This window comes from Thalassotalea sp. PP2-459 (assembly GCF_001913705.1).
Taxonomy (GTDB): Bacteria; Pseudomonadota; Gammaproteobacteria; order Enterobacterales; family Alteromonadaceae; genus Thalassotalea_C; species Thalassotalea_C hakodatensis.
Map to the genome: position 1 here is coordinate 80,143 of NZ_MKQD01000044.1, position 22,275 is coordinate 102,417.

22 protein-coding genes and 2 tRNA genes are annotated in these 22,275 nt (G+C 39.3%); 15 read left to right on the forward strand and 9 right to left on the reverse strand.

Annotation, left to right across the window (positions count from 1 at the left end):
* The first annotated feature begins 139 nt into the window (after positions 1–139).
* The 5 genes from BI291_RS10710 to BI291_RS10730 are packed head-to-tail and all read left to right on the forward strand — an operon-like array spanning position 140 to position 5,853.
* Positions 140–2,518: a TonB-dependent receptor gene (locus BI291_RS10710; RefSeq protein WP_139302604.1), complete on the forward strand. Its 2,379-nt coding sequence runs from the start codon at positions 140–142 to the stop codon at positions 2,516–2,518.
* Positions 2,519–2,567: 49 nt separating this feature from the next.
* Positions 2,568–3,173: a PepSY-associated TM helix domain-containing protein gene (locus BI291_RS10715; RefSeq protein ID WP_074498755.1), complete on the forward strand. Its 606-nt coding sequence runs from the start codon at positions 2,568–2,570 to the stop codon at positions 3,171–3,173.
* A gap of 24 nt (positions 3,174–3,197) precedes the next feature.
* A complete protein-coding gene (locus BI291_RS10720) occupies positions 3,198–3,719 on the forward strand; it encodes a DUF2271 domain-containing protein (protein WP_074498756.1) in 522 nt (173 codons plus the stop codon).
* A gap of 25 nt (positions 3,720–3,744) precedes the next feature.
* Positions 3,745–4,578 carry a DUF4198 domain-containing protein gene (locus BI291_RS10725; RefSeq protein WP_074498806.1) on the forward strand — a complete coding sequence of 278 codons (834 nt, stop codon included), beginning with the start codon at positions 3,745–3,747 and terminating at the stop codon, positions 4,576–4,578.
* 3 nt (positions 4,579–4,581) lie between these two features.
* On the forward strand, positions 4,582–5,853 hold the full coding sequence (locus BI291_RS10730) for a flavodoxin domain-containing protein (RefSeq protein ID WP_074498757.1): 1,272 nt from the start codon (positions 4,582–4,584) through the stop codon (positions 5,851–5,853).
* A gap of 156 nt (positions 5,854–6,009) precedes the next feature.
* Here the strand turns inward: BI291_RS10730 and BI291_RS10735 are convergent, their stop codons facing one another.
* The 3 genes from BI291_RS10735 to BI291_RS10745 form a co-directional block, all read right to left on the reverse strand.
* Positions 6,010–6,201 (reverse strand): hypothetical protein, encoded by a 192-nt coding sequence (locus tag BI291_RS10735; protein WP_074498758.1) that lies wholly within the window; start codon positions 6,199–6,201, stop codon positions 6,010–6,012.
* A 65-nt stretch (positions 6,202–6,266) separates the two neighbouring features.
* On the reverse strand, positions 6,267–6,437 hold the full coding sequence (locus BI291_RS10740) for a DUF1328 domain-containing protein (RefSeq protein ID WP_074498759.1): 171 nt from the start codon (positions 6,435–6,437) through the stop codon (positions 6,267–6,269).
* 28 nt (positions 6,438–6,465) lie between these two features.
* Entirely contained in the window at positions 6,466–6,912 is a 447-nt protein-coding gene (locus BI291_RS10745; RefSeq protein ID WP_074498760.1) for a PA2169 family four-helix-bundle protein, read from the reverse strand.
* Between the two features lie 472 nt (positions 6,913–7,384).
* Here BI291_RS10745 and BI291_RS10750 point away from each other — a divergent pair, with 472 nt between their 5' ends.
* Genes BI291_RS10750 through BI291_RS10765 form a run of 4 tightly spaced genes read left to right on the forward strand, consistent with a single transcriptional unit; the run spans position 7,385 to position 11,770 of the window.
* Positions 7,385–8,197, forward strand: a complete 813-nt coding sequence (locus tag BI291_RS10750) for a hypothetical protein (protein WP_074498761.1) — start codon at positions 7,385–7,387, stop codon at positions 8,195–8,197.
* 2 nt (positions 8,198–8,199) lie between these two features.
* Entirely contained in the window at positions 8,200–9,237 is a 1,038-nt protein-coding gene (locus tag BI291_RS10755; protein ID WP_074498762.1) for an extracellular solute-binding protein, read from the forward strand.
* Positions 9,234–10,757, forward strand: coding sequence for an iron ABC transporter permease (locus BI291_RS10760; RefSeq protein ID WP_074498763.1), 1,524 nt, complete (start codon positions 9,234–9,236; stop codon positions 10,755–10,757). The genes BI291_RS10755 and BI291_RS10760 overlap by 4 nt, the downstream gene beginning before the upstream one ends.
* Positions 10,754–11,770: an ABC transporter ATP-binding protein gene (locus BI291_RS10765; protein ID WP_074498764.1), complete on the forward strand. Its 1,017-nt coding sequence runs from the start codon at positions 10,754–10,756 to the stop codon at positions 11,768–11,770. The genes BI291_RS10760 and BI291_RS10765 overlap by 4 nt, the downstream gene beginning before the upstream one ends.
* A gap of 41 nt (positions 11,771–11,811) precedes the next feature.
* On the opposite strand, the gene BI291_RS10770 is transcribed toward BI291_RS10765, so the two are convergent.
* Positions 11,812–12,603, reverse strand: a complete 792-nt coding sequence (locus BI291_RS10770; RefSeq protein WP_217693823.1) for a YafY family protein — start codon at positions 12,601–12,603, stop codon at positions 11,812–11,814.
* A 41-nt stretch (positions 12,604–12,644) separates the two neighbouring features.
* Between BI291_RS10770 and BI291_RS10775 the strand changes: the two genes are divergently transcribed.
* The gene (locus BI291_RS10775; RefSeq protein ID WP_074498765.1) at positions 12,645–13,253 is read left to right on the forward strand and encodes a glutathione S-transferase family protein; all 609 of its coding nucleotides are present in this window, start codon (positions 12,645–12,647) and stop codon (positions 13,251–13,253) included.
* An 87-nt stretch (positions 13,254–13,340) separates the two neighbouring features.
* Here BI291_RS10775 and BI291_RS10780 read toward each other — a convergent pair whose 3' ends face one another.
* Positions 13,341–15,149 carry a M61 family metallopeptidase gene (locus BI291_RS10780; RefSeq protein ID WP_074498766.1) on the reverse strand — a complete coding sequence of 603 codons (1,809 nt, stop codon included), beginning with the start codon at positions 15,147–15,149 and terminating at the stop codon, positions 13,341–13,343.
* A gap of 141 nt (positions 15,150–15,290) precedes the next feature.
* Positions 15,291–16,205 (reverse strand): mechanosensitive ion channel family protein, encoded by a 915-nt coding sequence (locus BI291_RS10785; protein ID WP_074498767.1) that lies wholly within the window; start codon positions 16,203–16,205, stop codon positions 15,291–15,293.
* An 800-nt stretch (positions 16,206–17,005) separates the two neighbouring features.
* Between BI291_RS10785 and BI291_RS10790 the strand changes: the two genes are divergently transcribed.
* Positions 17,006–17,827, forward strand: a complete 822-nt coding sequence (locus BI291_RS10790) for a GNAT family N-acetyltransferase (RefSeq protein ID WP_074498768.1) — start codon at positions 17,006–17,008, stop codon at positions 17,825–17,827.
* Positions 17,828–17,933: 106 nt separating this feature from the next.
* Entirely contained in the window at positions 17,934–18,788 is an 855-nt protein-coding gene (locus BI291_RS10795) for an AraC family transcriptional regulator (RefSeq protein WP_074498769.1), read from the forward strand.
* 91 nt (positions 18,789–18,879) lie between these two features.
* Here the strand turns inward: BI291_RS10795 and BI291_RS10800 are convergent.
* Positions 18,880–18,961: transfer RNA gene (locus tag BI291_RS10800), tRNA-Leu, on the reverse strand.
* Between the two features lie 250 nt (positions 18,962–19,211).
* Between BI291_RS10800 and BI291_RS10805 the strand changes: the two genes are divergently transcribed.
* Both BI291_RS10805 and BI291_RS10810 read left to right on the forward strand, forming a co-directional pair.
* Complete coding sequence (locus BI291_RS10805; protein ID WP_074498770.1) at positions 19,212–19,475, forward strand: ribbon-helix-helix protein, CopG family; 264 nt, start codon at positions 19,212–19,214, stop codon at positions 19,473–19,475.
* The gene (locus BI291_RS10810) at positions 19,460–19,750 is read left to right on the forward strand and encodes a type II toxin-antitoxin system RelE/ParE family toxin (RefSeq protein ID WP_074498771.1); all 291 of its coding nucleotides are present in this window, start codon (positions 19,460–19,462) and stop codon (positions 19,748–19,750) included. Before BI291_RS10805 ends, BI291_RS10810 begins: the two co-directional genes overlap by 16 nt.
* A 205-nt stretch (positions 19,751–19,955) precedes the next feature.
* Here BI291_RS10810 and BI291_RS10815 read toward each other — a convergent pair.
* Positions 19,956–20,040, reverse strand: a tRNA-Leu gene (locus tag BI291_RS10815).
* A 368-nt stretch (positions 20,041–20,408) separates the two neighbouring features.
* On the reverse strand, positions 20,409–21,074 hold the full coding sequence (locus BI291_RS18685; protein WP_286271252.1) for a TetR/AcrR family transcriptional regulator: 666 nt from the start codon (positions 21,072–21,074) through the stop codon (positions 20,409–20,411).
* Positions 21,075–21,172: 98 nt separating this feature from the next.
* Between BI291_RS18685 and BI291_RS10825 the strand changes: the two genes are divergently transcribed.
* Positions 21,173–22,273 carry an efflux RND transporter periplasmic adaptor subunit gene (locus BI291_RS10825; protein ID WP_074498772.1) on the forward strand — a complete coding sequence of 367 codons (1,101 nt, stop codon included), beginning with the start codon at positions 21,173–21,175 and terminating at the stop codon, positions 22,271–22,273.
* Positions 22,274–22,275: the final 2 nt, after the last annotated feature.

Below are 22,275 nucleotides of genomic sequence, written 5' to 3' on the forward strand. Positions count from 1 at the left end.
AATTAACACATATTTACCCCACAGAAATAAATACAAATAAGAATTAATATCATTTGTATTGTCTTTTTTGTAAGGGGCTGTATAATCTCGCCTCATAAAAAATACACAGATATGAATACACAACTTTTACAGGGATATTATGAACACTCAAGTAAGACTTTCCGCAGTCGCCTTTGCTTTACAAGCGACAGTCATCAGTATTGCTTCAGCAGAAGCAAATGTTTCTCCTGATCTTGAAAATATTGAAAAGCTTGTTGTCACTGCAACGGGTTTTGAACAAAAGCTAACACAAGCACCTGCAAGTATTTCTATTGTTACCGCCGAAGACATTAAATCACGATCATTTACGTCTTTATTGGATGTTGTGAAGTATCAGGAAGGTATTGATATTGGCACAACACGTGACAAAACAGGTCAAGGCAGTGTTAGTATGCGTGGTCTTACGGGTGAGTACACCTTACTGCTAATTGATGGCAAACGCCAAAACAACCATGGCGATATCTACCCTAATAACTTTGGTGGTAACGCTTTTAACCATATACCACCTTTAGAAACTATTGAACGCGTAGAAATTATTCGTGGTCCTGCGTCAACCCTTTATGGTGCAGATGCACTGGGTGGTGTGATCAATGTGATCACCAAAAAACATACAGAAAACTGGAACGGGGCCATTACTTTTGGTCGTAGCTTTCAGAGCAACAATGACTTTGGTGATGATATTACCAGTGATGTTTCGGTTGCTGGGCCGATCATTAAAAATGTACTCAGTGTAGGGTTTCGTGCAAGTGCTTATGATCAGCAAGCATCATCACCTCAGTTTGCTCCCGCAGTTGATCCAAACGGTGACGTGCATGTCAGATCATTAGGTTTTGGTAGCGGTGGTCGTACTGTTGACAACAACAGTGAACATTACGGTTTTAGTATCAATTATACTCCTGCCGAGGGCCATGAGTTATCGTTTGATTATGATAATTCACACCAAGAATATGACAATACCCCTGACTATAACATTGATACTGGCAGTATAATCTATCCTTTAGGCACAAAAGATAGCATAGAAGCTTTATGGCAAGACAGAGGTGGTAAAGTAAACCCACGAGCAGGTTACGCCGCTGAACAGCAGTTTGATCGTCAATGGTGGTCATTAGCCTATACTGGTGAATTTAGCTTCGGGGCAGTATCTGCTTCACTTGGCTATGTTGACACGCAAAACAATGGCCGCACGCTGCCGTTAAGTGTCGCTGAGCGTCAATTGTTGCAAAAAATGTATGATGGTGCAGGCGATTATGAAAATATGTCAGAAGACCAACGTCGTGACCTTGCAGAAGATACCTTCTTACCACGCCCAGAGCGACCGTTAGATAGTAGTCAATACACCTTTGATTTACGCTTTGACATACCCATTGATAACGCAGCCGGCGATCATAATTTTGTCTTAGGTTTGCAAGCAATTGACGGCGAACTGCAAGATGGCGTATTTGGCTTAGAGTCAGGCAATGCTGGCGCTATTCAAGAACAGAAAATGTATTCATTGTTTGCTGAAGACAACTGGATGATCACAGATAGCTTTACCTTAACCGCAGGTGTTCGTGTTGATGATCACGATGTCTTTGGTAATCAAACATCACCACGCGCCTATGCCGTTTATAACATCAATGATGATTGGACTATTAAAGGTGGCGTAAGCACTGGTTATAAAACGCCTAAAACAACTGACTTATACGATGGTATTACGGGTTTTGGTGGCCAAGGTACAAGTCCTTTCGCGGGTAATCCAGAGCTAGAGCCTGAAACCAGTGTAAACAGTGAAATTGCGTTATATTGGAGTAAAGATGAACATAATTTCAATATCACCTATTTCGATACTGAATTTGAAGATAAAATTGCTCGCGGTGACACCATTCAAAGCTGTGAAAAAACAGGTGGGGTTCGCCCATGTGTGAATTTAGGCCAGTACGATCAGTTAGGTTATACCACCTACAGCCAAAAAATTAATATCGATAAAGTTACATTACAAGGTATTGAAGTGGCGGGTCGTTACCAGCTAACAAACGACTGGTCAGTGTATGCAAACTACACCTGGACAGACAGTGAACAGCAAAGTGGCCCGGAAGAAGGATTACCTTTAACCAATACAGCCGAGCATATGGGTAATATCAACATTGGCTGGGATGCCACAGAAGATTTAAATGTTTATTTGCAAAGTGAATATCGTTCTGATCGTTACCGTGGTTTCGACTCAGTTCACGAACGCGAACTATATTACAAAAACTACTCACTGCTAAACTTAGGCGCCCGTTGGACGCTAAATGATAATGTGATGGTGAATTTACGTGTAAACAACCTACTAGATAGAGACTTTACTTCTTATTCAACAAGTTATGATGACTTAAACGGTGATGGAACGTTTGAATATTTATCAGGCCGGGGGGTTGTCAGTGAAGTGGTATTCGAAGATGATTACAACGTAAAAGACAAAGCTCGCAACTTTTGGGCAAGTGTTACTGTAAGCTTTTAGATATCAACAGGCGGCATATTAACGATGCCGCCTTATTTTCGGAGTAAAAATGCAAGTAAGTTTTGGATCCATTAGGCAGTGGCATTGGGTTAGTTCTGCGTTATGTCTAATTGGCATGTTGGGGTTTGCCATCACAGGTATCACGCTAAATCATGCAACTGATATTACCGTTACGCCGCAAATAACTACATTAGAAGCAACACTACCTAAAAATTTACTTGAAGCTTTAAAAACGACAGCCAATGAAAACCCGACAGAAACGCCACCTAAAGCATTATCGTTTTGGTTAGCACAAACCCATTCCTTGCAACTTTCAAAAAACGCTGTTGCAGAGTGGTCAGACGATGAACTGTATATCGTTCATGCAGGTCCGGGTGAAGATACTTGGTTAGCGGTTGATTTTTATAGTAATGAGCTCAGTTATGAAAGTACAGAACGAGGCCTAATCGCCTACTTTAATGACTTACATAAAGGTCGTGACACAGGCACCGCCTGGGGTTGGTTTATAGATGTCTTTTCTGTTGCATGCGTCGTTTTTTGCTTAACCGGTTTGCTGCTACTTTACCGACAAAAAAACCACCGTTGGATGACTTGGCCTGTCACTGTTTTAGGGGCAATTATTCCCGCTATTTTGTTATTACTTTTTGTTCATTAACCATGATTACCCAAGGAGAAAACCGTGTTTAAAATCATATGTAAATTACTGGCAATTGCCAGTTTAGTCATCACTGCCAGTGCATATGCTCAGTCACCGTTACAACTAGAGATCGCTATCCCTCGATTACAAGTGGCTGAATATCACAAACCTTATGTCGCTGTTTGGTTAGAAGATCAAAAACGTAATACTACACAAATCGCCGTTTGGTACGATATTGAAATGGAAAATGGCAAAGGTGAAGAATGGCTGGCCGATTTACGTCAATGGTGGCGCAGAGGCGGGCGTAAACTTGAAATGCCTATCGATGGTATTACTGGTGCAACTAAAGGGCCAGGCAGTCATATAATCACCCTTGAACTGGCCTCTTTACTCAAAAATCAACGCTCTGGCGAATACAAAATAAGAGTGGAAGCCTCAAGAGAGGTGGGTGGTCGAGAACTACTTCAGATCCCTATTACACTGCCTATAAAATCAAAAGACTTACCTATTTCTGTCGCTGGTAAGCGCGAATTAGACCACATCACATTAACCATTAAAGAATAAACCAATGTTGCCAGGAGAAAAGCACATGTTATCAACCAAATTAATAAAGTTAGTCGTAGTCACGCTAACCATGATTACCATTTCTATACCCGCTCATGCCCATAGAGCGTGGATAAAACCTAGCAAAACCGTGTTATCCGGTGAGCAAAACTACGTCACTTTTGATGCTGCGGTATCGAATACGCTATTTATCCCTGAACATGTTGCCTTTCGCATGAGTTACCTTTCGGCGACCGGCCCTGATGGTAAAGCTGTTGATTTTGAAAATGTTGGCAAGGGAAAGTACCGCAATACGTTTGATTTAAACCTAACTCAAAATGGTACCTACCGCGTTGGATCAGCATCTTCTGGTTTACGCGCCTCTTGGAAAGATGCAGAAGGTAAACGTAAAAGATGGCCAGGCAGAGGTGGTCCAACTAAAGATGAAACATTTGAAACCGCAGTGCCAAAACAAGCACAAGATCTGAAAGTAGAATACAGCTCTTACAGATCAGAAACCTTTGTCACTTTAGGCCAGCCGAGCGATGAAGTTTTAGCAGTAAGCAACAAAGGGTTAGAGCTTGTAACTGTTACTCATCCAAATGACTTATTTGCAACTGAAACAGCGACATTTAAGTTTGTGATTGACGGAGAGCCTGCCGTAGGTACAGAAATTGAAATAATTCGTGGTTCCATGCGTTATAGAAACTCACAAGATACAATTCTTGTGAAAACTAACGAAAAAGGTGAATTTAACGTAACTTGGCCTCATGCTGGTATGTATTTTTTAGAAGCATCGTATAAAGATGATAAAGCTCAAGCGCCGGCAACTGAACGTAATGGTAGCTACTCAGCAACTCTTGAAGTATTACCGCTTTAACGCATGAGTGAAGATCTGCGCATAGGCATATCACTAGCACTAAGCCTGTCTTGGTGCTTATGGGTTGGTATAAGTTGGTTACGTCATAAGCCTCGTTCGACGATGGCTAGTCACCAACCTATTTTTGTCTATGCCAGTCAAACAGGACAAGCAAAAGCAACGGCTCAATCTCAACTTATTTCATTTTCCGATGCATTACTTTTACCCTTAAACAAGCTAACCCCACAACATTTCAGCTTAGCAACAGAGATGCATTTTTATTTAAGTACATACGGCGACGGGGAAGCACCAGACAATGGTCGAGGTTTTATTAAATCGCTAAATACGATTAATCAAGATCTTATCCAATCATTAAAGTTTACCGTAACTGCATTGGGTGATAGCCGTTACCCTGCTTTTTGCGCGTTCGGTAAACACGTTTATCAACAGCTCACTCACATTGGAGCTCAACCTTTATCAGACATCAAATACATTGATGCCAATACAAAGCAAACAGAAGATAAACTTTTCGGTTTTACAACAGCAAAGCTAAAAGAACGAACACATTTAAACCCTAACAGTGTTAGCCCTGGCTTATATCACTTGCATTTAGATGCAAAGAATTTAACCTGGAAACCAGGCGATATATTAGAAGTATTACCACCAGAAAAAGGTAAATATGGTGCCCCTCGAAGTTATTCAATAGCCAGTGCAGCGAGTGATCTTTACAATGATCAATTAATATTATTGGTACGTCTGCATATTGCCCCTGACGGCAGCCAAGGTTTAGCATCACGTTTTCTTACCCAAACCTGTCGCGAAGGATCATTACTAACAGTTAAAGTAAGAGCTAACCCAAGTTGCCAATTAACCGCAACTAACACCCCACTATTACTTATTGGCGCTGGTAGCGGTTTAGCTGGATTGCTCGGCCACATTAAGCAACGATCACTAACAAAAAATGCAGGGCCAATTTGGTTAATTTATGGCGAGCGAGAGCCCATACATGATCATCATTTATCATCTGACATCGCCCATTGGCAAGAGCAAAATGTGCTAAGTCGCGTAGATCGCGTATTTTCACGTCAAAGTAGCAATGAAAAGTATGTGCAAGATATTTTAATAAAGCACTCACAAGCAGTAAAAGCGTTTATTGAAACACAAGGAGACATCTACGTGTGTGGCAGTTTAACAGGCATGGGAAATGCAGTTCATCAGGCGCTAGTAACTATTCTGGGTCAGTCAGAACTTGAGACGCTTATAGCCTCAGAGCGATACCACCGAGATTTATATTAGATGTGATTAAGTGTTTACTTTAATAGCAACATTAAACATACCTGCATAAAAAATGGGTTATCAATAACGTTATATTGTTATTGATAACCCATTTGATCTTTGTTTTTCTTCAGTAATAAGCTGCCATCAGTGATGAGTCAGCTTTTCAGCGAAAAATTAACAGTCTTTATCTTCAGTATCTAATTTATCTTTCGCTTCTTCACAAAGATCTTCTGCTTTATTTTCAGCATCGGTCATTGCTTCATCTACCGTTTCACCTGCATCTTCTGCTGGACCATCTGAACAACCTGCTAGCGCCATCACTAATGTTAATAATGTAATTTTAATATAAGTAGAGATGTTTTCCATTTAATAGCTCCTTTGCCATAACAATTAAAAGTCAATTTACGCCACCGCTTTACGGTGGCGATTAGTTAAACCTTTGGTTTACGAATTATTTGTACAATAAACGACAACACAACAAGCGCAAGAAAGATAAAAAATAATATCTTAGCGATTCCTGCTGCCGCACCTGCAATACCACCAAAACCTAACAACGCGGCGATAATTGCCAAAACAAGAAATGTGAGTGACCAACCTAACATGGTAATCTCCTTGTAAGTTTACACGGTATTACGCTGATGCTTGTTGCAAGGCTTTCATTTCATCGTGACAGGCTTGCATACGTATTTGAATTTGACTTAATGCGATATTACACGGCTCTGGTAATGATGCTTCCATTGCAGCTGATAACTTATCAAGCACTCTATCTTCCACTTCTTCTAACTGATCAAGATAAGTATGCTCTTTATCGGCACGAACAACAGTAAGAAGTTTAGTATACTTTTCGCGCATGGTAACAACTAAATCTGAATCATCTTCAATTTCACCTTCATCGATCAGTACATACGTTTGTAATTCTGAAATAGCTCTTGTTTTTTCGGTGATCATTTTATTAAAAATAGTCGCTAACGTGTTATCTGATAACTCTTCTTTAGCTTCTTTATAAAATTCAACACCACCATTAAGTACCTTAATTAATTCCTTAACAGGGCTCATATCGTAATTTGATAATGACATAAATACTCCTTAACTTTGGTTGTTTAAAAGTAATTTCACTTAATTCAATATTAAAGATGCACAAGGCATGCCAATAACAAAAATACAATAAAAACAAAAGATTAAACAATTTAATTTATATAATGCCAGCAATATTTACATGGCTATTGTAACTTTTACTGTTTATCAAAAAACAATGTTTTATCGAATTTGATATCGAATAGGCACGACTACCGATAACGGTTTTTTTGAAAGATGTGCAGGAGGTCTAGGTAAGGGGCCTGCTTGAGCGATTAAGGTTAAAGTGGCACGATCAAGTAAGTGAACAGTATTAACTTGAATTAACGCGATACCGACTCAGCGAAAAGCTTTAGGCCTTTGCAAAGAAGTACAACTGAAAAGGTTATTACTTTACTAACTAATTAAGAATAAGTATCATTTACAATTAATAATGTAACGACCGCAAGCTCTCTTTAAAAGGAATCATCACTCCATGAATGTAATAAGCAAAAAATGCGTACATCTACTTAAATCTTTAGTGGTATGTAGCGCTTTATTCACGATATCTGCACAAGCCAATGGGCCGGTAGGCGACCATGTTAATCATTTATCAAAACATTTACCCGCTTATGAAAAAGAAGTGCATTGGTTAATTGAAAAAGTAGACGGGATCGTAAGCCGTTATCATAAAGATGGTGCAAAAGCGGCACACGCTGATGCAGTTGTTGAACATTGGGAAGCGGTGAAGTTTCATGCCGCTATCGAAACAAATTATGTTTTAGTTTATGCCTCTATTTGGCAAGGGCTTTTTGCCGTTAAAGAGAGCATAGATAAAGGTTTACCAATAAACGATGTAAGAAAAGAACAAACAAAATTAACCCAGGCTTTATGGCAAGGTTTAGGGGCAGTAAAAATGGCAGCTACGCTTCAAGATAAAGGCCTTTTAGCTCAGATTCAAACACGAGAAGGAGCGCCAACAAACTCAATTGAAGCCCTAGATACAATAAATACACGCTTAAATAGAGTCGTAGCAAAGTACGCTGAAAAACTAATCGATACTTCTGTTAAAATGGTCGCAGAAACCTATTTGAATTTATTTGAAGGTGTTGAAGGAGAACTTATTGCGTTAGACGCCAATTTAGTGGAAGATCTAGAAAAAGATTTCAATGTTACCCTACCCAAGGCAATAAAATCTCATGCAAGCGTTGAAGATGTTCGTCAGATTGTTGCAACCATGACCAACAAAGTTAACCGCGCAAGTACCTTAATTAAAAACAATGCCAACAATAAAAAGGACGTATTTTAATAATGCACCGTAGAACACTGCTTCAAACATTATCACTGGCTAGTTTGGCAGGCGCCCTACCCGGCTTATCTATTAGTGCTCTCGCAAATAGTATCAAAAGCTATTCTGTTGAAGAGTTGCCTAAACTTGAAGGTGAGCTCACACTTTATCTTGGGCGTGGTGAGGGTGGTTTGTATGAAGATGTTCTTAATGCTATTAAAAAGCGTAACCCTAATTTTGATTTGAAAATTCGTCGAGGGCCAACAGCAGCCCTCGCTAACATGCTACTCGCAGAAGCAAAAGCTGGTGTTTCGCGCGCTGACCTTTTTTGGGCGGTTGATTCAGGCGCTATCGGCCAAGTCGCTCAAGCAGGGCTAGCAAAATCATTACCGACTGATATTACTGCTCAATTAAAACCAGAATTTCGCTTTCATAATTGGGCACCTATCACTGGCCGTATTCGTACTTTGCCCTACAATCCTACGAAAGTTGGCAGTAAGCAACTACCGACCAGTATTATGGATTTACCTAATACTGACTTATCCATAGCTTGGGCACCATCATATGCTTCTTTTCAGTCCTTTGTGACAGCTATGCGATTATTAGAAGGTGAAGCCGCAACCATTCAGTGGCTTAAAGCAATGAAACAAAAAACGAAAAAGTATGCTGGTGAATTAGGTGTTGTCATGGCTGTTGAGCGCGGAGAAGCGGATATTGGTTTAGCAAACCATTATTACACCTTACGATTAAAATCAGGAAAGCCTGACGCGAATTTAACATTAGCTTTCACAAATAACGATGCAGGTTGCTTGATCAATGCCTCTGGCATTATTAGTCTCACTGAAAATAAAACGGCGATAGACTTTATTCGCTACTTATTAACAACTGAAGTACAAAGCTACTTATCATCCGAAGCGTATGAAATACCTCTCGCAGGTAATAATGCACCACCGCAAGGCATTCCAACGCTTGATACGATTTCCCCGCCTAATGTAGATTTAACCAAATTGGCTGATGTCAGGCCAACATTAACATTAATGCGTAAAGCCGGCGTGCTATGAAACCTTGGTCAACATCGTATATCGTCGCTTTTATGGTGGCGGCTTTAGCGCTATTTCCTGTTGGTGTTTTATTCTCTTTAGCGTCAGACAGTACCCAAATATTTGATGCTTACAACCTTGAAGTACTGGCAAATACGTTATTATTAATGGCGTTTACCGCCTTAGGGGCCATACTAATTGGCGTACCTTTGGCTGTTATTTTGACTTATGTGCAATTGCCTTGGAAAAAGTTCTGGTTAGTGTTACTCGCAGCCCCGTTAGCCATGCCAAGTTATCTAGGCGCATTCACCTTTTATGCAACGTTTGGTTATAGTGGTGAATTAAATGCACTTACAGGGATAGAAACTCCCCCTTTTGATGGGTTATTTGGGGCTAGTGTGATCATGATCTTTTACACCTACCCATTTGTGTTACTCAGTACACGTGCGGCATTAAGCAGTTTAGATGCAAGCCAAGTGTACGCAGCAAGAACTCTAGGCATGTCTTTATTAACGAGTTTATGGCGTATCGCATTACCACGCATTTTTAACGGCATAGCCGCTGGAGCATTGCTTGCCTCGTTATATGCGTTATCAGATTTTGGTACACCTGCATTTATGGGGTTAGATACTTTTACCCGCGTTATTTACGTTGAATACAATGCTTTTGGTTTAAGCCAAGCAGCGATGTTGTCGTTACAGTTATTGGTGATTGTGGCATTAGTTTTATACCTTGAAGCTCAAGTGAAAGGTAGCCAAGAACCCCCGGGTAGACACTTAGTGTTTTGGCCTAATAAAAAGCAACTATTGCTCATCATAAGTGGTATGTTTCCCATCGTGTTATTTGCCATAGTACTGCCTTTAGCGGTATTTTCTATCTGGTTATGGCGAGATGGCTTTGGTAACTTTGAGCTTTCCTATGCTTGGAACTCGGCTCAAGCTTCTTTATTAGCAGCAATGGCTGCAATGATCATTGCACTTCCACTTGCCCATGCTTCTTTAAAAGGAAGAGCAGGCAAGTTCATGGAGCGAATTATTTTTGTTGGCTTTGGTATACCAGGCATCGTAATGGGTACCGCACTCGTTTATATTGGTTTACAGCTCCCCTTTTTGTACCAAACACTCGGTCTGCTTGTGTTGGCTTATTTATTGCGTTTTCTTCCTTTAGCTATTGGCAGCATTAGAACCGCGACCGAAAATTTAGATACTTCTATGGTCAACGCAGCTAGGCTACTGGGTGCAAGTCCACAAGAAGCTTTTCGCCGAGTAACCTTACCATTAACCATGCGCGGTGTAATTGCAGGTGGCGCACTGGTATTTTTAGAAGCCATGCGTGAATTACCCGCAACTTTATTATTAGGCCCTACGGGTTACGAAACCTTAGCCACCTATTTATGGCGAGTATATGAAGCTGGCTATTTTGGCTTAGCTGCTATTCCAGGCTTATTATTGATTTTTATTTCCGCCCTTGGTTTATTATTAATGCTCACTGGTGAGCGGTTTAATGATATTGAATTTAATAAGGAAACACAGATTAAATGATTGAAGTAACCAATTTAAGTATTAACTATGGTGATAATACTGTCGTTGATAATCTGAGTTTTTCCTTAGCACAAAAAGAAATACTGATGCTTGTTGGACCCACAGGCTGCGGTAAATCAACTATTTTAAAAGCCATTGCTGGGTTATTACCGATTGAATCAGGCGAAATCAAACACCAGTCTTGGACTGCAACAGCCAAAAAACACGTAGCACCTGAAAAACGAAAGCTTGGTATGGTGTTTCAAGATTTTGCCTTATTTCCGCATTTAACCGTCATAGAAAATGTAAGTTTTCGGCTAAAAAGCCATGAAAAAGCAGAACATTGGTTGGCGGTATTAGGGCTCAGCAATTTTAAACACGTTAAACCCAATCAACTTTCTGGCGGTCAAAAGCAACGTGTTGCATTAGCACGAACTTTAGCACATGAACCGGCATTAGTGTTATTAGATGAGCCACTTTCCAGCCTTGATGCCGCATTAAAAGATGAACTGCGATGGCAGATCCGCAGCGCCTTAAAAGAAGCCGGTGTACCGGCTATTTGGGTCACGCATGATCAAGAAGAAGCACTGTCAATTGGCGACAAAGTAGGCGTTTTGTTAAACGGCAAACTTGAACAACTTGCACCACCACACGAATGCTACACAACACCCGTTAATAAATTTGTTGCTCGCTTTTTAGGTGATGCTAACTTTATTCAAGGTGAATACTCTTCAACAGAAGGGGTTGTTACCAGTATTATGGGTAAAAGCGTTATTCATATTCACGAGAACCTCGAAGATAACGTTGAATTATTAGTGCGACCAGAAGACCTTAATTTACAAGCTAATGACAAGGGTATAGGTAAAATTATTTGGTCGCGCTATGAAGGTAAAAGTCGATTATTTCTCGTAGAGCTCGCGACAGGCGAACAACTTAGGGTGCGAGAAAGCAATACACTGCAACTTCAAACAGGGCAAAGTGTCAGTATTGCCATCAATACAGCAAGTAAGTTAAACGCCTATAATATAAGGTAATTTTTGCAAGTACAAGCATATCACCATCAGCACCTTGTGCTTTAAATTGATTGATAAAACGGCATACACACATCGAAAAATGTGTCTTTATGGCGAAGTTTGAAACGGTTTTCAACCACATGAGCGCGTTGAATTCTATCTATGCGAAAAACACGAGATGATTTGCGTAAATGATCCCAAGCGATGATATACCAAATAGGCCAGAATAATAAAATATACTGTGCTTCAATCACACGTGTTGTTCGTTCACCTGACTCTGCTACATAATCAATTTCTAAACACTTACATTGTAAGAATGCTTCTGCAACAGATTCTGATACCTTTGATGTTGGCTTTAAATAACGTGCAACGGCGGTTGTTCCTGCATTATCACCTACCATAATACGCTTACGAATAGTACTCACTGCGTTGCGTTGTTTTTCAGGAAAGGCTTGAAAGAGCTTCTGTTTAATTGCTTTAAGGTTATTGGTAAACAACGGCGATTGTAGTGACTCCATAATGGCTAACGACAGTATCAATTCAACCACTTCTTGATGATTTAACTGTAAGCGCTCAATGCCCCAGCGACCATTTAACCGAATGCCTCCGCCTCGTCCTCGATCTGAATCAATAGGATAACCAGCAAGCCTTAACTGAGCTATTTCTCGCATCAAGGTTCGCTGGCTAATCCCCAACTGCTCGCGTAAGTCAGCAGATTTCCAATGTTCTTCAGAGCGCAGTAATCCAAGTAGGCGGCTGCGCCGTTCACTGCGATGTTCAAAGCTAGTATTTGTCATTTCTTTAATATGCCAAATAACGGCATAAATTACCATATAGTATTTGTCGCAAACCACTTAACCGCTAACCTCGCCACATGGCGACAAGGAGTCTATAAATGAAACACTATTTCAATCAAATGAGCAGAGGGATCACCACCGACTGGATGCTGAAAGAGCTCGACGTTCCCCATGAGCAGGTCACTATTAATTTTGATAGCGGAGAAAACCTATCTACAGAATTCAAAAATATAAACCCTATGGGTAAATTGCCTGTATTGGTAGATGATGATGTAGTCGTGACAGAGGTTGCAGCTATTTGCGCCTACTTAGCTGATAAATTTCCTGAAAAGCAATTGGCGCCTCAAGTTGGTAGTGCCGAACGTGCCACTTATTATCGCTACTTATTTGTCGCTGGAAACACAATTGAACCTGCATTTTCCCTCGCTGCTTTTGATATGGAACACCCTCAGCCTAGCTCGGTGAGCTGGGGTGATATGCCGCGAATATTAGCGACAATAGAAGCGATGACACCTGAATCAGATTGGATACTTGGACAGCAGTTTTCCGCAGCTGATATTGTTTTTGGTGGTTTGTTAGACTTTACCATCGTTTTTAAATGGTATGAACCATCTTCCAAAGTTATAGCATATGTTGAACGTATAAGACAGCGCCCAGCTTACCGCGAAAGCCATGGCGGTTTTTTGGCGATGATTGAGGAAGCTTAAACCGTATTCTCAATATTATAGCGTGTGTTAGAAAAGCAACAGCCACTTGCAAAACAAGTGGCTGTCAGTACCAAACCTTGTTATGGGTTATTTTTTCTTTTCTTCAGCTTTCTTTTCAGGAAAATCTAAACCTGTCCATGCTTTAAAAAATGCCTTCTGCGCTTTGCTTGCATCTTTCATCGCTTGTACTTTTAATTCACTTTTTGGCATAGCCGCTAAGGTAATGGTTTTGGTCATTAACTGGTCACGTCTAAAAAAGGTAAATTCAACATCAGTGTCTGGTTTGAAATTGGTTAAACGCTTTTTCAAGTCTTTGTCTGCCATACGCAAGCCATCGACAGCCACGATGATGTCACCAGTAGTAAAACCTGCTTGCCACGCTGGGCTGCCTTTTTCTACCGCTCTTACCAATAAGCCATTGGAATGGGAAGATGTGCTTAACCCTGTCCACGCTTTCTTTTTATCTTCTTTACCATAGCTAATTTCTAAACCAGCTTTAGCCAGCAGTTTATCAAAATCAGGTTTTGCATGGCCATCAACATTTTTTTGCCACCAAGATTGGTAGCTATCACCCGTCACTTTTTTCAACACCGTTAATACGTCTTGATCGTTAAAGGTTTTTGGAATGCTGTACTCTTTGTAAAGCACATCATGCACATTACGATAGCTTTTCTTTAATTTAGTTTTTTCCAAAATGTCAAAATCTAACATCCAAGAAACTAAAAAGCCTTCAGAATAAATATTAACGCTATGGTTTTTATCGTAATCACCACCTTCGCTGATCCACTTATCAAAGCTGGCCTCCGCAACAGACTGTGCATCGCGTCCTGGTTTACGTTTAAAACCATTAATGCTCTTAGATAAACTTTTTAACCATTCTTTCGTGGTCATTAATTCACCACGCATCAATAATTGATTTTGCAAATAACTGGTTGAGCCTTCAGCTAACCAAAGTAGATTCGAATAGTTTTCATGTTGATAGTCATAAGGCACTAAGCCTTCTGGACGATATTGCTTAACATTCCACGTATGCACAAATTCATGTGCTGCAGTTCCTAAGAACTGTAAATAATCTTTTCTTTCAGAAAAGCTATAGCGCGAACGTTGAATAATGGTTGAATTTAAATGTTCAGTCGCACCTCTGGCGCCACTGGTTGCATGTACCATAAATACATAGCGTTCGAACGGATAATCAGACCAAATAGTATTGCCTTGTGCGACAAGTACTTTAAGATCTTTCACCATTTTTTCACTGTCATAATTACCTTTACCCCAAATGACCAACTCATATTCACGGCCATCAACGGTAAACTCATGAAACTCATTAATACCTGTTTCAATAGGGGAATCAATTAATAGATCGTAATCAGATGCAATAAATTGATGGGCGTTATCCCCTGAAACTAAACCTGAAACACTACGCCATTCTTTAGGGGTGTTTAATTGAATAATATGTTTATCATCACGTGTTTCTTCGGTATACATCACAACACCAGATGCGTCTAAAAACGCATGGCTGTCATCAACATGGCGTGTGCGATAACCAAGTTGATTTGAATAAACTTGATAGCTTACTTCAACACCACTTTTAAAATCACCCGTTAAACGCCATGTGTCTTTATCAACTTTTTGCCAAGAAATATTATCGCCTTCAACGGAAAATTCGCGAATACCATTAGCCAAATTTAAAATTTCATAACGACCTGTACGCCAAGTAGGAAGTTTTAAATCAATACTGCTTTTTACCGACTCTGGTAATGACATGGTGACATTGGCGTAATGGTGTTCCGCCTTGCTTAAATCAATATCTACGTTTACATCAGCGAAAGCATCGGCAGATAAAAATGTCATAGATGCAAACGTTAATAATGAAATATGGTGTGAAAGTTTTTGCATAAAAATTATATATTCACTAAATTTTAAGGTGCGGATAGTTTACCTATTTGGTATACAAATTCCATGTTAACGATAAAATTAATCGCTAGCATGGTGTAAACACAACCCTCACGGAGTTTAGCGCATAAAAATTAATCATAATTAATCAGTTTCAGCTTCGCTCTCTTTTCTAGCGCTCATCATTGCACTTAATTTTTCACCCCCTTTTATACCAAAATCTAAAGTTCTGATTGGGAATGGTATCGAAATGTCTGCTTCTGCTAAGGCACGTTTAATATTTGCAACGCCTTCGTGACGAGCTTGCATAAAGCCTTTTTGCCCAGGGTAGTTAATCCAAAACCATACCAATAATTTTACACTGCTATCATCAAACCCTTCTGCGTATACAGCCGTTTCTTGTTTGTTAATAACAAAATCACATTGGTTAATGTTCTCTACAATTGCCTCTGATGCTTTTTCAATGTCATCGGCATAAGAAATACCAACCGGTATTTCAATACACCTTACGCCATTATAAGAATAATTGGTTAAGATATTTCTAAACAGAATTTTATTAGGAACAAGCTCTAGCTGGCCAAAAAAGGTTTCCACTAAAGTATTACGCAGATTTATTGCTTTTACGGTACCAAAGACATCGTCGGCTTCTATCACATCACCCACTTGAAAAGGTTTACGAATACCCATTGCAACGCCAGCAATAAGGTTTTCCGTCATATCCTGAAACGCAAAACCAATAGCCAAACCGATAATACCCGCACCAGCGAGTAATGAAGCAACCGCCTTAGACAGCCCCATAATATCTAAGGCAAAGAAAAAACCAATGGCAATAAATATTATTCGACTAATCCCAGCAATTAGTCCTGTTATTTGGTGTGACTGAAACACTCTATTTAATAAATTTTGTATCCAACGAGAAAATACCTTAGATAATAAGAAAAACAGTAAAAAAACCACAAAGGCAATAACAACATTCGGTAAATTTTTAACCGTCAACTCTACCCAAGCGGTTAATTTTTCATTGATTAACGACCTAAATTTTTCAAACGTAAGGGACATAACTACTCCAAATATACTTTTAGCCAGTAGGAGCAGAATGCATGCCAATGGTTAATATAACGCAAGAACAGGCTACACAAGAAAGTAAGCAATTAACGTGGCAAATTTATCGGTAATAACAACAGAATACTGTGAAAAAACTACAAAGAGGTTCAAAAATCATACAATTGTAGGAATACCTCAGTGAGTAAAGAAACACTCATAAACACCTCTAGTTAAAGTTCAATGTAACTCGTTTAGTGTCTAGCAAAGTATGGGAAGTCCATTTAACCTCTAGAAAGCTGGATTGATGAACACGCTAAAGAAGAAATCCCTTTTATTGTATTAGGTGACTTTAACCGCAGTTCGCTATTGATATTGAAAAAGGTTTTAGTGAAACACAAGGGCTTTGGCAGGCCATTGATGATGAGGGTACAAAAGACATGTGGACACTAACCCTTAATATAAACTCTAATTACTGGGGTGGTTATTACAAAGACTATATAGATCATATAGTCTTGAATCCTACGGCACGATCAAAATATGTTACAGACTCATTTAACCAATTAATTTTTGACGGTAAGTACACAAGAAAACTATCTCAATCTTTGAGTGATCACTGCCCTATTTCAATAAGTTTAGATTTATAATGAATATAACGTCTGATTCGTGTCAAGAGCGGTCGCACGCTTTCTTTTTTAATTTGTCGTTTTTATTCAATACCGAAAATATAAGCTACTTTAAAATTGCCCTCACTGAGTCGTAGTGAGAATTAGTTTTAGTTCGATACTACGAAAAATTAATAAGTAGGATTGAAGACAATGCTAAACATCAAAAAAATGTCACAGATAACAATATTAAACCCATTAAAAGGGGCTTACTTTAAAGCATCGACAAGCCCTTTAGATGGTATGTGGCACTTTGGGTTTGTACCAATGGCAGAGCACTTTGGTTTTTATGAAAATGAAAGCTTAATTGGCTTTTGTTGCCTCAATGATGACAAGTACCTGCTACAGTTTTATTTGTCAGACAAGGTGCAGGTATTAGCGAAAGACTTATTTACCTTGATTGTTAATGGTGAGAGCGCCGTTATTGGTGAAGTAAATGGCGCTTTCGTCAGTACCGCAGAGCCTCAATATTTATCATTATGTTTAGATAGTTCGTCAACAAGCAAAGTTAATGCGCTGATGTATCAACATTCAGGCAAAAACACGAGAGAAGCAATAGATAAAAAGGAACTCGTTTTAGCCAAGAGTGACGAACTAGCGTTACTGGTTGATTTTGCAAATAATGCTATTGGCGCTCCAAAAGAGTGGCTAACAGGTTATTTTGGCAATTTAATTCAGCGTCATGAGCTATGGTATTACTCAATAGATGGAAAGATGATTGCTACAGGTGAATGTAGATACTTTGATGAATTTCAAACGCAATACGCAGATGTTGGTATGATTGTATCACCTGATTACAGAGGGCAAGGCATAGCGACTCAAGTATTAAACCAACTCGTAAAAATTTCTGAAGAAAAAGGGCGGAAAGCTATTTGCTCTACAGAAAGTGGCAACATCGGCGCCCAAAAAGCAATTCGCAAAGCAGGGTTTGTCGCACCAAATAGAATTTTACAATTTGACTTTACTAGCAATTAATAGAAAAACCTAAAGCCTATAATCATTTTAGGTAAAAGGCTTTAGGTTGCACAATACAACTGCTATAAATGAACTTACCTTGTAAACAGCGACAGCTAAGAAAAAGATGGTCCAATGGTTACAACAGCCCAAATGCCCTATAGTTTCAACTTTTGTTGAATGCTACTGGCTGATCGAAAAAAGTGAATCAGCAGATAGTTTTCAATTCCCTAAACTAAATCCAGATCCCTGTGGTCATTTGATTATTTCCCCTGTAAATCAAAAATATATTTATGAAATGGATGGAAGTATAACAAATGGTAATGGTAGTCATATTTTATTTCCGAATTTACATACTTTTCAGCTTGATCACACAAACCCTTTTATTCATTTAGGCATAAAATTTAAAGTCGGTGCATTTTATTCAATTCAACCATTAAATGAAGTATCTCCAGCACTAGATACCGTTGTGCCTATTAATTTGAACACACTATTGAGTAACAGCAAATTAGATGTAGCAGCTCTGTTAATACTGGCTAGAGAAGATGACGTTATCTGTCGAGAGCAACTTGATAGTTTACTAACACCTTGGCTCTCTCAATTTCATCAAGACAAATATAGTGAGCTAACATCACGAACACTGCAAATATTAGACACCACCCCAATAGCTAAATTAGGAGATAAATTGCATTGCACCCAAAGGACATTGGAACGAGCATTTAGCAGGGTAACAGGTTTTACGCTTAAACAATGTCAGTCAATGAATAGGCTTGAAGCTATGCTAGAACATTTATACAGCCGTAGTATAGAGGAAATCGACTGGGCGGAAATTGCGATCCAATTTGGCTTCAGTGACCAGCCTCATTTAATAAGGTATCTGAAAACGCAGCTTGGAGTTACACCTAATAATTATGCTATCGATAGAGGGTTAACAATAGACGCATATGGTGGAATATCTGATCAATTAAATTTGCCCAAGTAATAATCCGTTGCTCGCTCACAGCGGACTTAGAGTATTCAAATCCTATAAAAAAAGTCCCATCCGATTAAGGACAGGGCTTATTATATAAAGGTACCGATGGGCGGCCTCGAACCGTCACGCATTACTGCAACGAATTTTGAATCCGTCGTGTACACCAATTTCACCACACCGGCAAAGGCTTTTAGCTAACTTTTCAGTTTGCAAAGCAATCAATTGAGGCGAGAACTATCCTGACACAGGGGGGATATGGTATTTTTGGATTGATTCCTCTAATAGTTTTTTCTTGTAGCTTTTGAACTTTGGGTACGTTATGAGTTTGAATGGGAGGTGAATAATCAGCAAGAATGCGACAAGTAAATTGACAAATTCACCAAATTGTTAAACACTGTTTAACATGGTTAAACAAAGTGTAAAGGTCAAACTATGTTAGGCGTTAGATTAGATGATGACTTAGAAAGTAGGTTGTCTGCATTGGCAGAACGTACCCATCGTTCAAAAAGTCATCATGCCAAAGAAGCATTAGCCCGTTATATCGAGCAAGAAGAAGCGAAAGAACTAGCTGATAAAGAATCATTAGAAAGATGGGAAGCTTATAAAGAAAATGGTGAGTCTGTAAGTAATCAATCAGTAATGAATTGGTTAGAGGGTTGGGGTACTGAGCAGGAAAAATCATGTCCCGAGAAGTAGTTTGGTTACCTGATGCCGTAACAGATTTAATGCGGTTGAGAAAATTCATTCAAGAGAAAAATCCAAACGCAGCTAAAAGAGCAGCAAACAAGATAAAAGAAGGTGCATTAACTTTAATGAGTAACCCTGAATCAGGACGCCCTGTTGAAGGTTTAAGCTCATTTCGAGAAATACTCATTCCTTTTGGCACAGGAAATTATGTTTTACGTTATAGGGAGGAGAACGTTACTATCGCTGTTGTCAGGGTGTGGCACAGCAAAGAAGAGCGTACTTAAGGTTACATTGATGTAGGTGAGTAGCGATGCGTTTGGCAATGCATTCGGTACAAGGTAATCGTATCGATAAATGTCCGCTTTAGAGCGGTTTCTCAATCGTAAACCTGAATATCCCCACGGTCTGCAAATCGCTCATAGCGGACTTAGAGTCTTCAAATCCTATAAAAAAAGCCCCATCCGATTAAGGACAGGGCTTTTTATATAATGGTACCGGTGGGCGGACTCGAACCGCCACGCATTGCTGCAACGGATTTTGAATCCGTCGTGTATACCAATTTCACCACACCGGCAAAGGCTTGTAGCTAACTTTTCAGTTTGCAAAGAAATCAATTCTTGTATCTAAAAACCGAACTCTTTATAAACTAAACCAACCTTAAAACTAGGTCAGTAATTTTTGTAATCTCGTAAAAGATTTACAACTTTTTTGCAAGACACAAAACTAAGTTTATCACTTAACTAACAATGGGTTAGCTGTAGACGTTTTCAATTTTGAATCCGTCGTGTCTACTTATTTCACCATTCCGGCGACACAGTGACTTAACAATTTCTTGTTGAAGTGGCTGGCATTATACGAGATTACTTGATGTTGGCAACCGCTTTTTCATTTGATAGGTATTATTTGTTGTTAATTTGTACAACACTTTAATTATCGTACAGATTAAACTTTATAAGCGCGTAAAAATACTGGTACCGCTTGACGAACGTGCGCTGATATTTCAGCTTTCGTTGGCGGGTTATTTGGTAATAATAACGCTTGAACATGTAAGCGAGATTTGATCATTTCAATTAATAAATGCGCAGCAAACTCGCTATCGTCTATTAATAATACACCTTGCTTATTCAAGTAAGCTAAATAATCACTAATCGGTCGGCAACCTGTAAGTGGTCCATAATGAAAAATGAGTTCGCCCAGTTGTGGTAGGGTTGGCACAATATTAATCACTAAACGGAAAAGTTTAATCACGGTTTCAGACAAAAAGCCATCCATAAATCGACAACATACCTTGGTCAACGCCTCTTCTGGCGGTAAGTCATAATCAATATCAACTAATAATGATACTTGTGCGGCGATATGCTCTTTGATCACCGCAATCAATAGCCCTTCTTTATTACCAAATTCACTATAAATATTACGCCTTGAACCGCCAGCCTCACTAATGATCATTTCAAGTGATGTATTGTCATAACCATGTTCCAGAAACAATTGCTGTGCTGCATCTAAAATTTTTTTTCCGCGTTCAGATAACGTTTTTTGCGATAATATTAACTCTGCTTGCATACCCACTAAATATTTCTTATTGACTTTGGTACTAGATAGTACCACACTATCTGGTACTTAGTAGTACCATTTCATATCTATATGTATTCTTTTATGAATGTAGGCTACGCTTTATTGATTAATTGTTTATATGGACGTCTGCAATGCGTAATATATTTTATGTTTTTTTTCTTTTCTCTCTGATCGCTTGTTCAGATAATTCACCTAAAAAAGATCCAATGATTAGGCCCATCGCTTGGCAGAAAGTCACGCTATCTCCTATGGAACAAGTGCGTACCCTATCAGGTATTATCGCCCCTGTTGAAACGGCGACATTGAGCTTTGAAGTAGCAGGTAAGGTAGAAGATGTACCGGTCAATTTAGGGGACACGGTACAAAAAGGTCAACGACTTGCGCAATTAAATCAACGCAGTTTTAATCTCAGTGTGCAATCAGCACATGCTAACCTTCAGCAAGTAAAAGCAAGCTTTTCAGAAGCAGAAAGCACCTACAATCGATTTAAAAAATTGATCAAACAACAATTAGTCTCACAATCAGATTTTGATAATGCCAAGGCAGCTTTCAATTCTACTAAAAGTGCAGTAGCGGTTGCTCAAGCACAAGTGGATATTGCCAATAAAAACCAACAGGACAGCATATTGCTAGCCCCCTACGACGGTGTTATTACCAAGCGATTAATTGAGCCTTCCCAGCAAATATCTCCAGGACAACCTATTTTTGAAATTGAAGGTGAACATGGTTTAGAAGTACATGTGATGGTACCTGAAACATTGATAAGAGAATTATCAAAAAACACAGCATTGAATGTCACTTTTCCCGTGCTAAATCAAGTCGTGATGAAAGGACACATCACTGAAATTGGTACCAGAGCACAGTCAGCTAATGCTTTTCCGTTAACGGTTGTGTTAAATGACAACCATGATGCATTAAGAGCTGGCATGACAGCAGAAGTCTCTTTCACTTATAAGAATAGTGAGCAATCAGGGTATTCAGGGCCTGCAATTCGAATACCTGCTACAGCAATTGGCGCAGATTTAGAACAAAAGTCCTATGTATTTGTTTACAACACAACCTCAAAAACACTGAATAAGCGTTATGTAAATGCAGAGAATGTGATTAATAACGAGATCATTTTATCAGAAGGCTTAAAAGACGGTGAAATTATCGCTACGGCCGGCATTGCCTTTTTACGAGATGGTCAACAAGTGACGCTTTTAGATCAACAAACCCAACGTTTTAATTAAGG

Bases quoted from the DNA above. Each gene is read 5' to 3' on its own strand.
- BI291_RS10765 (WP_074498764.1), top strand. From the start codon at position 10,754: ATGATTGAAGTAACCAATTTAAGTATTAACTATGGTGATAATACTGTC.
- BI291_RS10730 (WP_074498757.1), top strand. From the start codon at position 4,582: ATGAGTGAAGATCTGCGCATAGGCATATCACTAGCACTAAGCCTGTCT.
- BI291_RS10805 (WP_074498770.1), top strand. From the start codon at position 19,212: ATGTTAGGCGTTAGATTAGATGATGACTTAGAAAGTAGGTTGTCTGCA.
- BI291_RS10760 (WP_074498763.1), top strand. From the start codon at position 9,234: ATGAAACCTTGGTCAACATCGTATATCGTCGCTTTTATGGTGGCGGCT.
- BI291_RS10785 (WP_074498767.1), bottom strand. From the start codon at position 16,205: ATGTCCCTTACGTTTGAAAAATTTAGGTCGTTAATCAATGAAAAATTA.
- BI291_RS10710 (WP_139302604.1), top strand. From the start codon at position 140: ATGAACACTCAAGTAAGACTTTCCGCAGTCGCCTTTGCTTTACAAGCG.
- BI291_RS10725 (WP_074498806.1), top strand. From the start codon at position 3,745: ATGTTATCAACCAAATTAATAAAGTTAGTCGTAGTCACGCTAACCATG.
- BI291_RS10735 (WP_074498758.1), bottom strand. From the start codon at position 6,201: ATGGAAAACATCTCTACTTATATTAAAATTACATTATTAACATTAGTG.
- BI291_RS10790 (WP_074498768.1), top strand. From the start codon at position 17,006: ATGCTAAACATCAAAAAAATGTCACAGATAACAATATTAAACCCATTA.
- BI291_RS10715 (WP_074498755.1), top strand. From the start codon at position 2,568: ATGCAAGTAAGTTTTGGATCCATTAGGCAGTGGCATTGGGTTAGTTCT.
- BI291_RS10795 (WP_074498769.1), top strand. From the start codon at position 17,934: ATGGTCCAATGGTTACAACAGCCCAAATGCCCTATAGTTTCAACTTTT.
- BI291_RS10825 (WP_074498772.1), top strand. From the start codon at position 21,173: ATGCGTAATATATTTTATGTTTTTTTTCTTTTCTCTCTGATCGCTTGT.
- BI291_RS10745 (WP_074498760.1), bottom strand. From the start codon at position 6,912: ATGTCATTATCAAATTACGATATGAGCCCTGTTAAGGAATTAATTAAG.
- BI291_RS10755 (WP_074498762.1), top strand. From the start codon at position 8,200: ATGCACCGTAGAACACTGCTTCAAACATTATCACTGGCTAGTTTGGCA.
- BI291_RS10810 (WP_074498771.1), top strand. From the start codon at position 19,460: ATGTCCCGAGAAGTAGTTTGGTTACCTGATGCCGTAACAGATTTAATG.
- BI291_RS10775 (WP_074498765.1), top strand. From the start codon at position 12,645: ATGAAACACTATTTCAATCAAATGAGCAGAGGGATCACCACCGACTGG.
- BI291_RS10740 (WP_074498759.1), bottom strand. From the start codon at position 6,437: ATGTTAGGTTGGTCACTCACATTTCTTGTTTTGGCAATTATCGCCGCG.
- BI291_RS10750 (WP_074498761.1), top strand. From the start codon at position 7,385: ATGAATGTAATAAGCAAAAAATGCGTACATCTACTTAAATCTTTAGTG.
- BI291_RS10780 (WP_074498766.1), bottom strand. From the start codon at position 15,149: ATGCAAAAACTTTCACACCATATTTCATTATTAACGTTTGCATCTATG.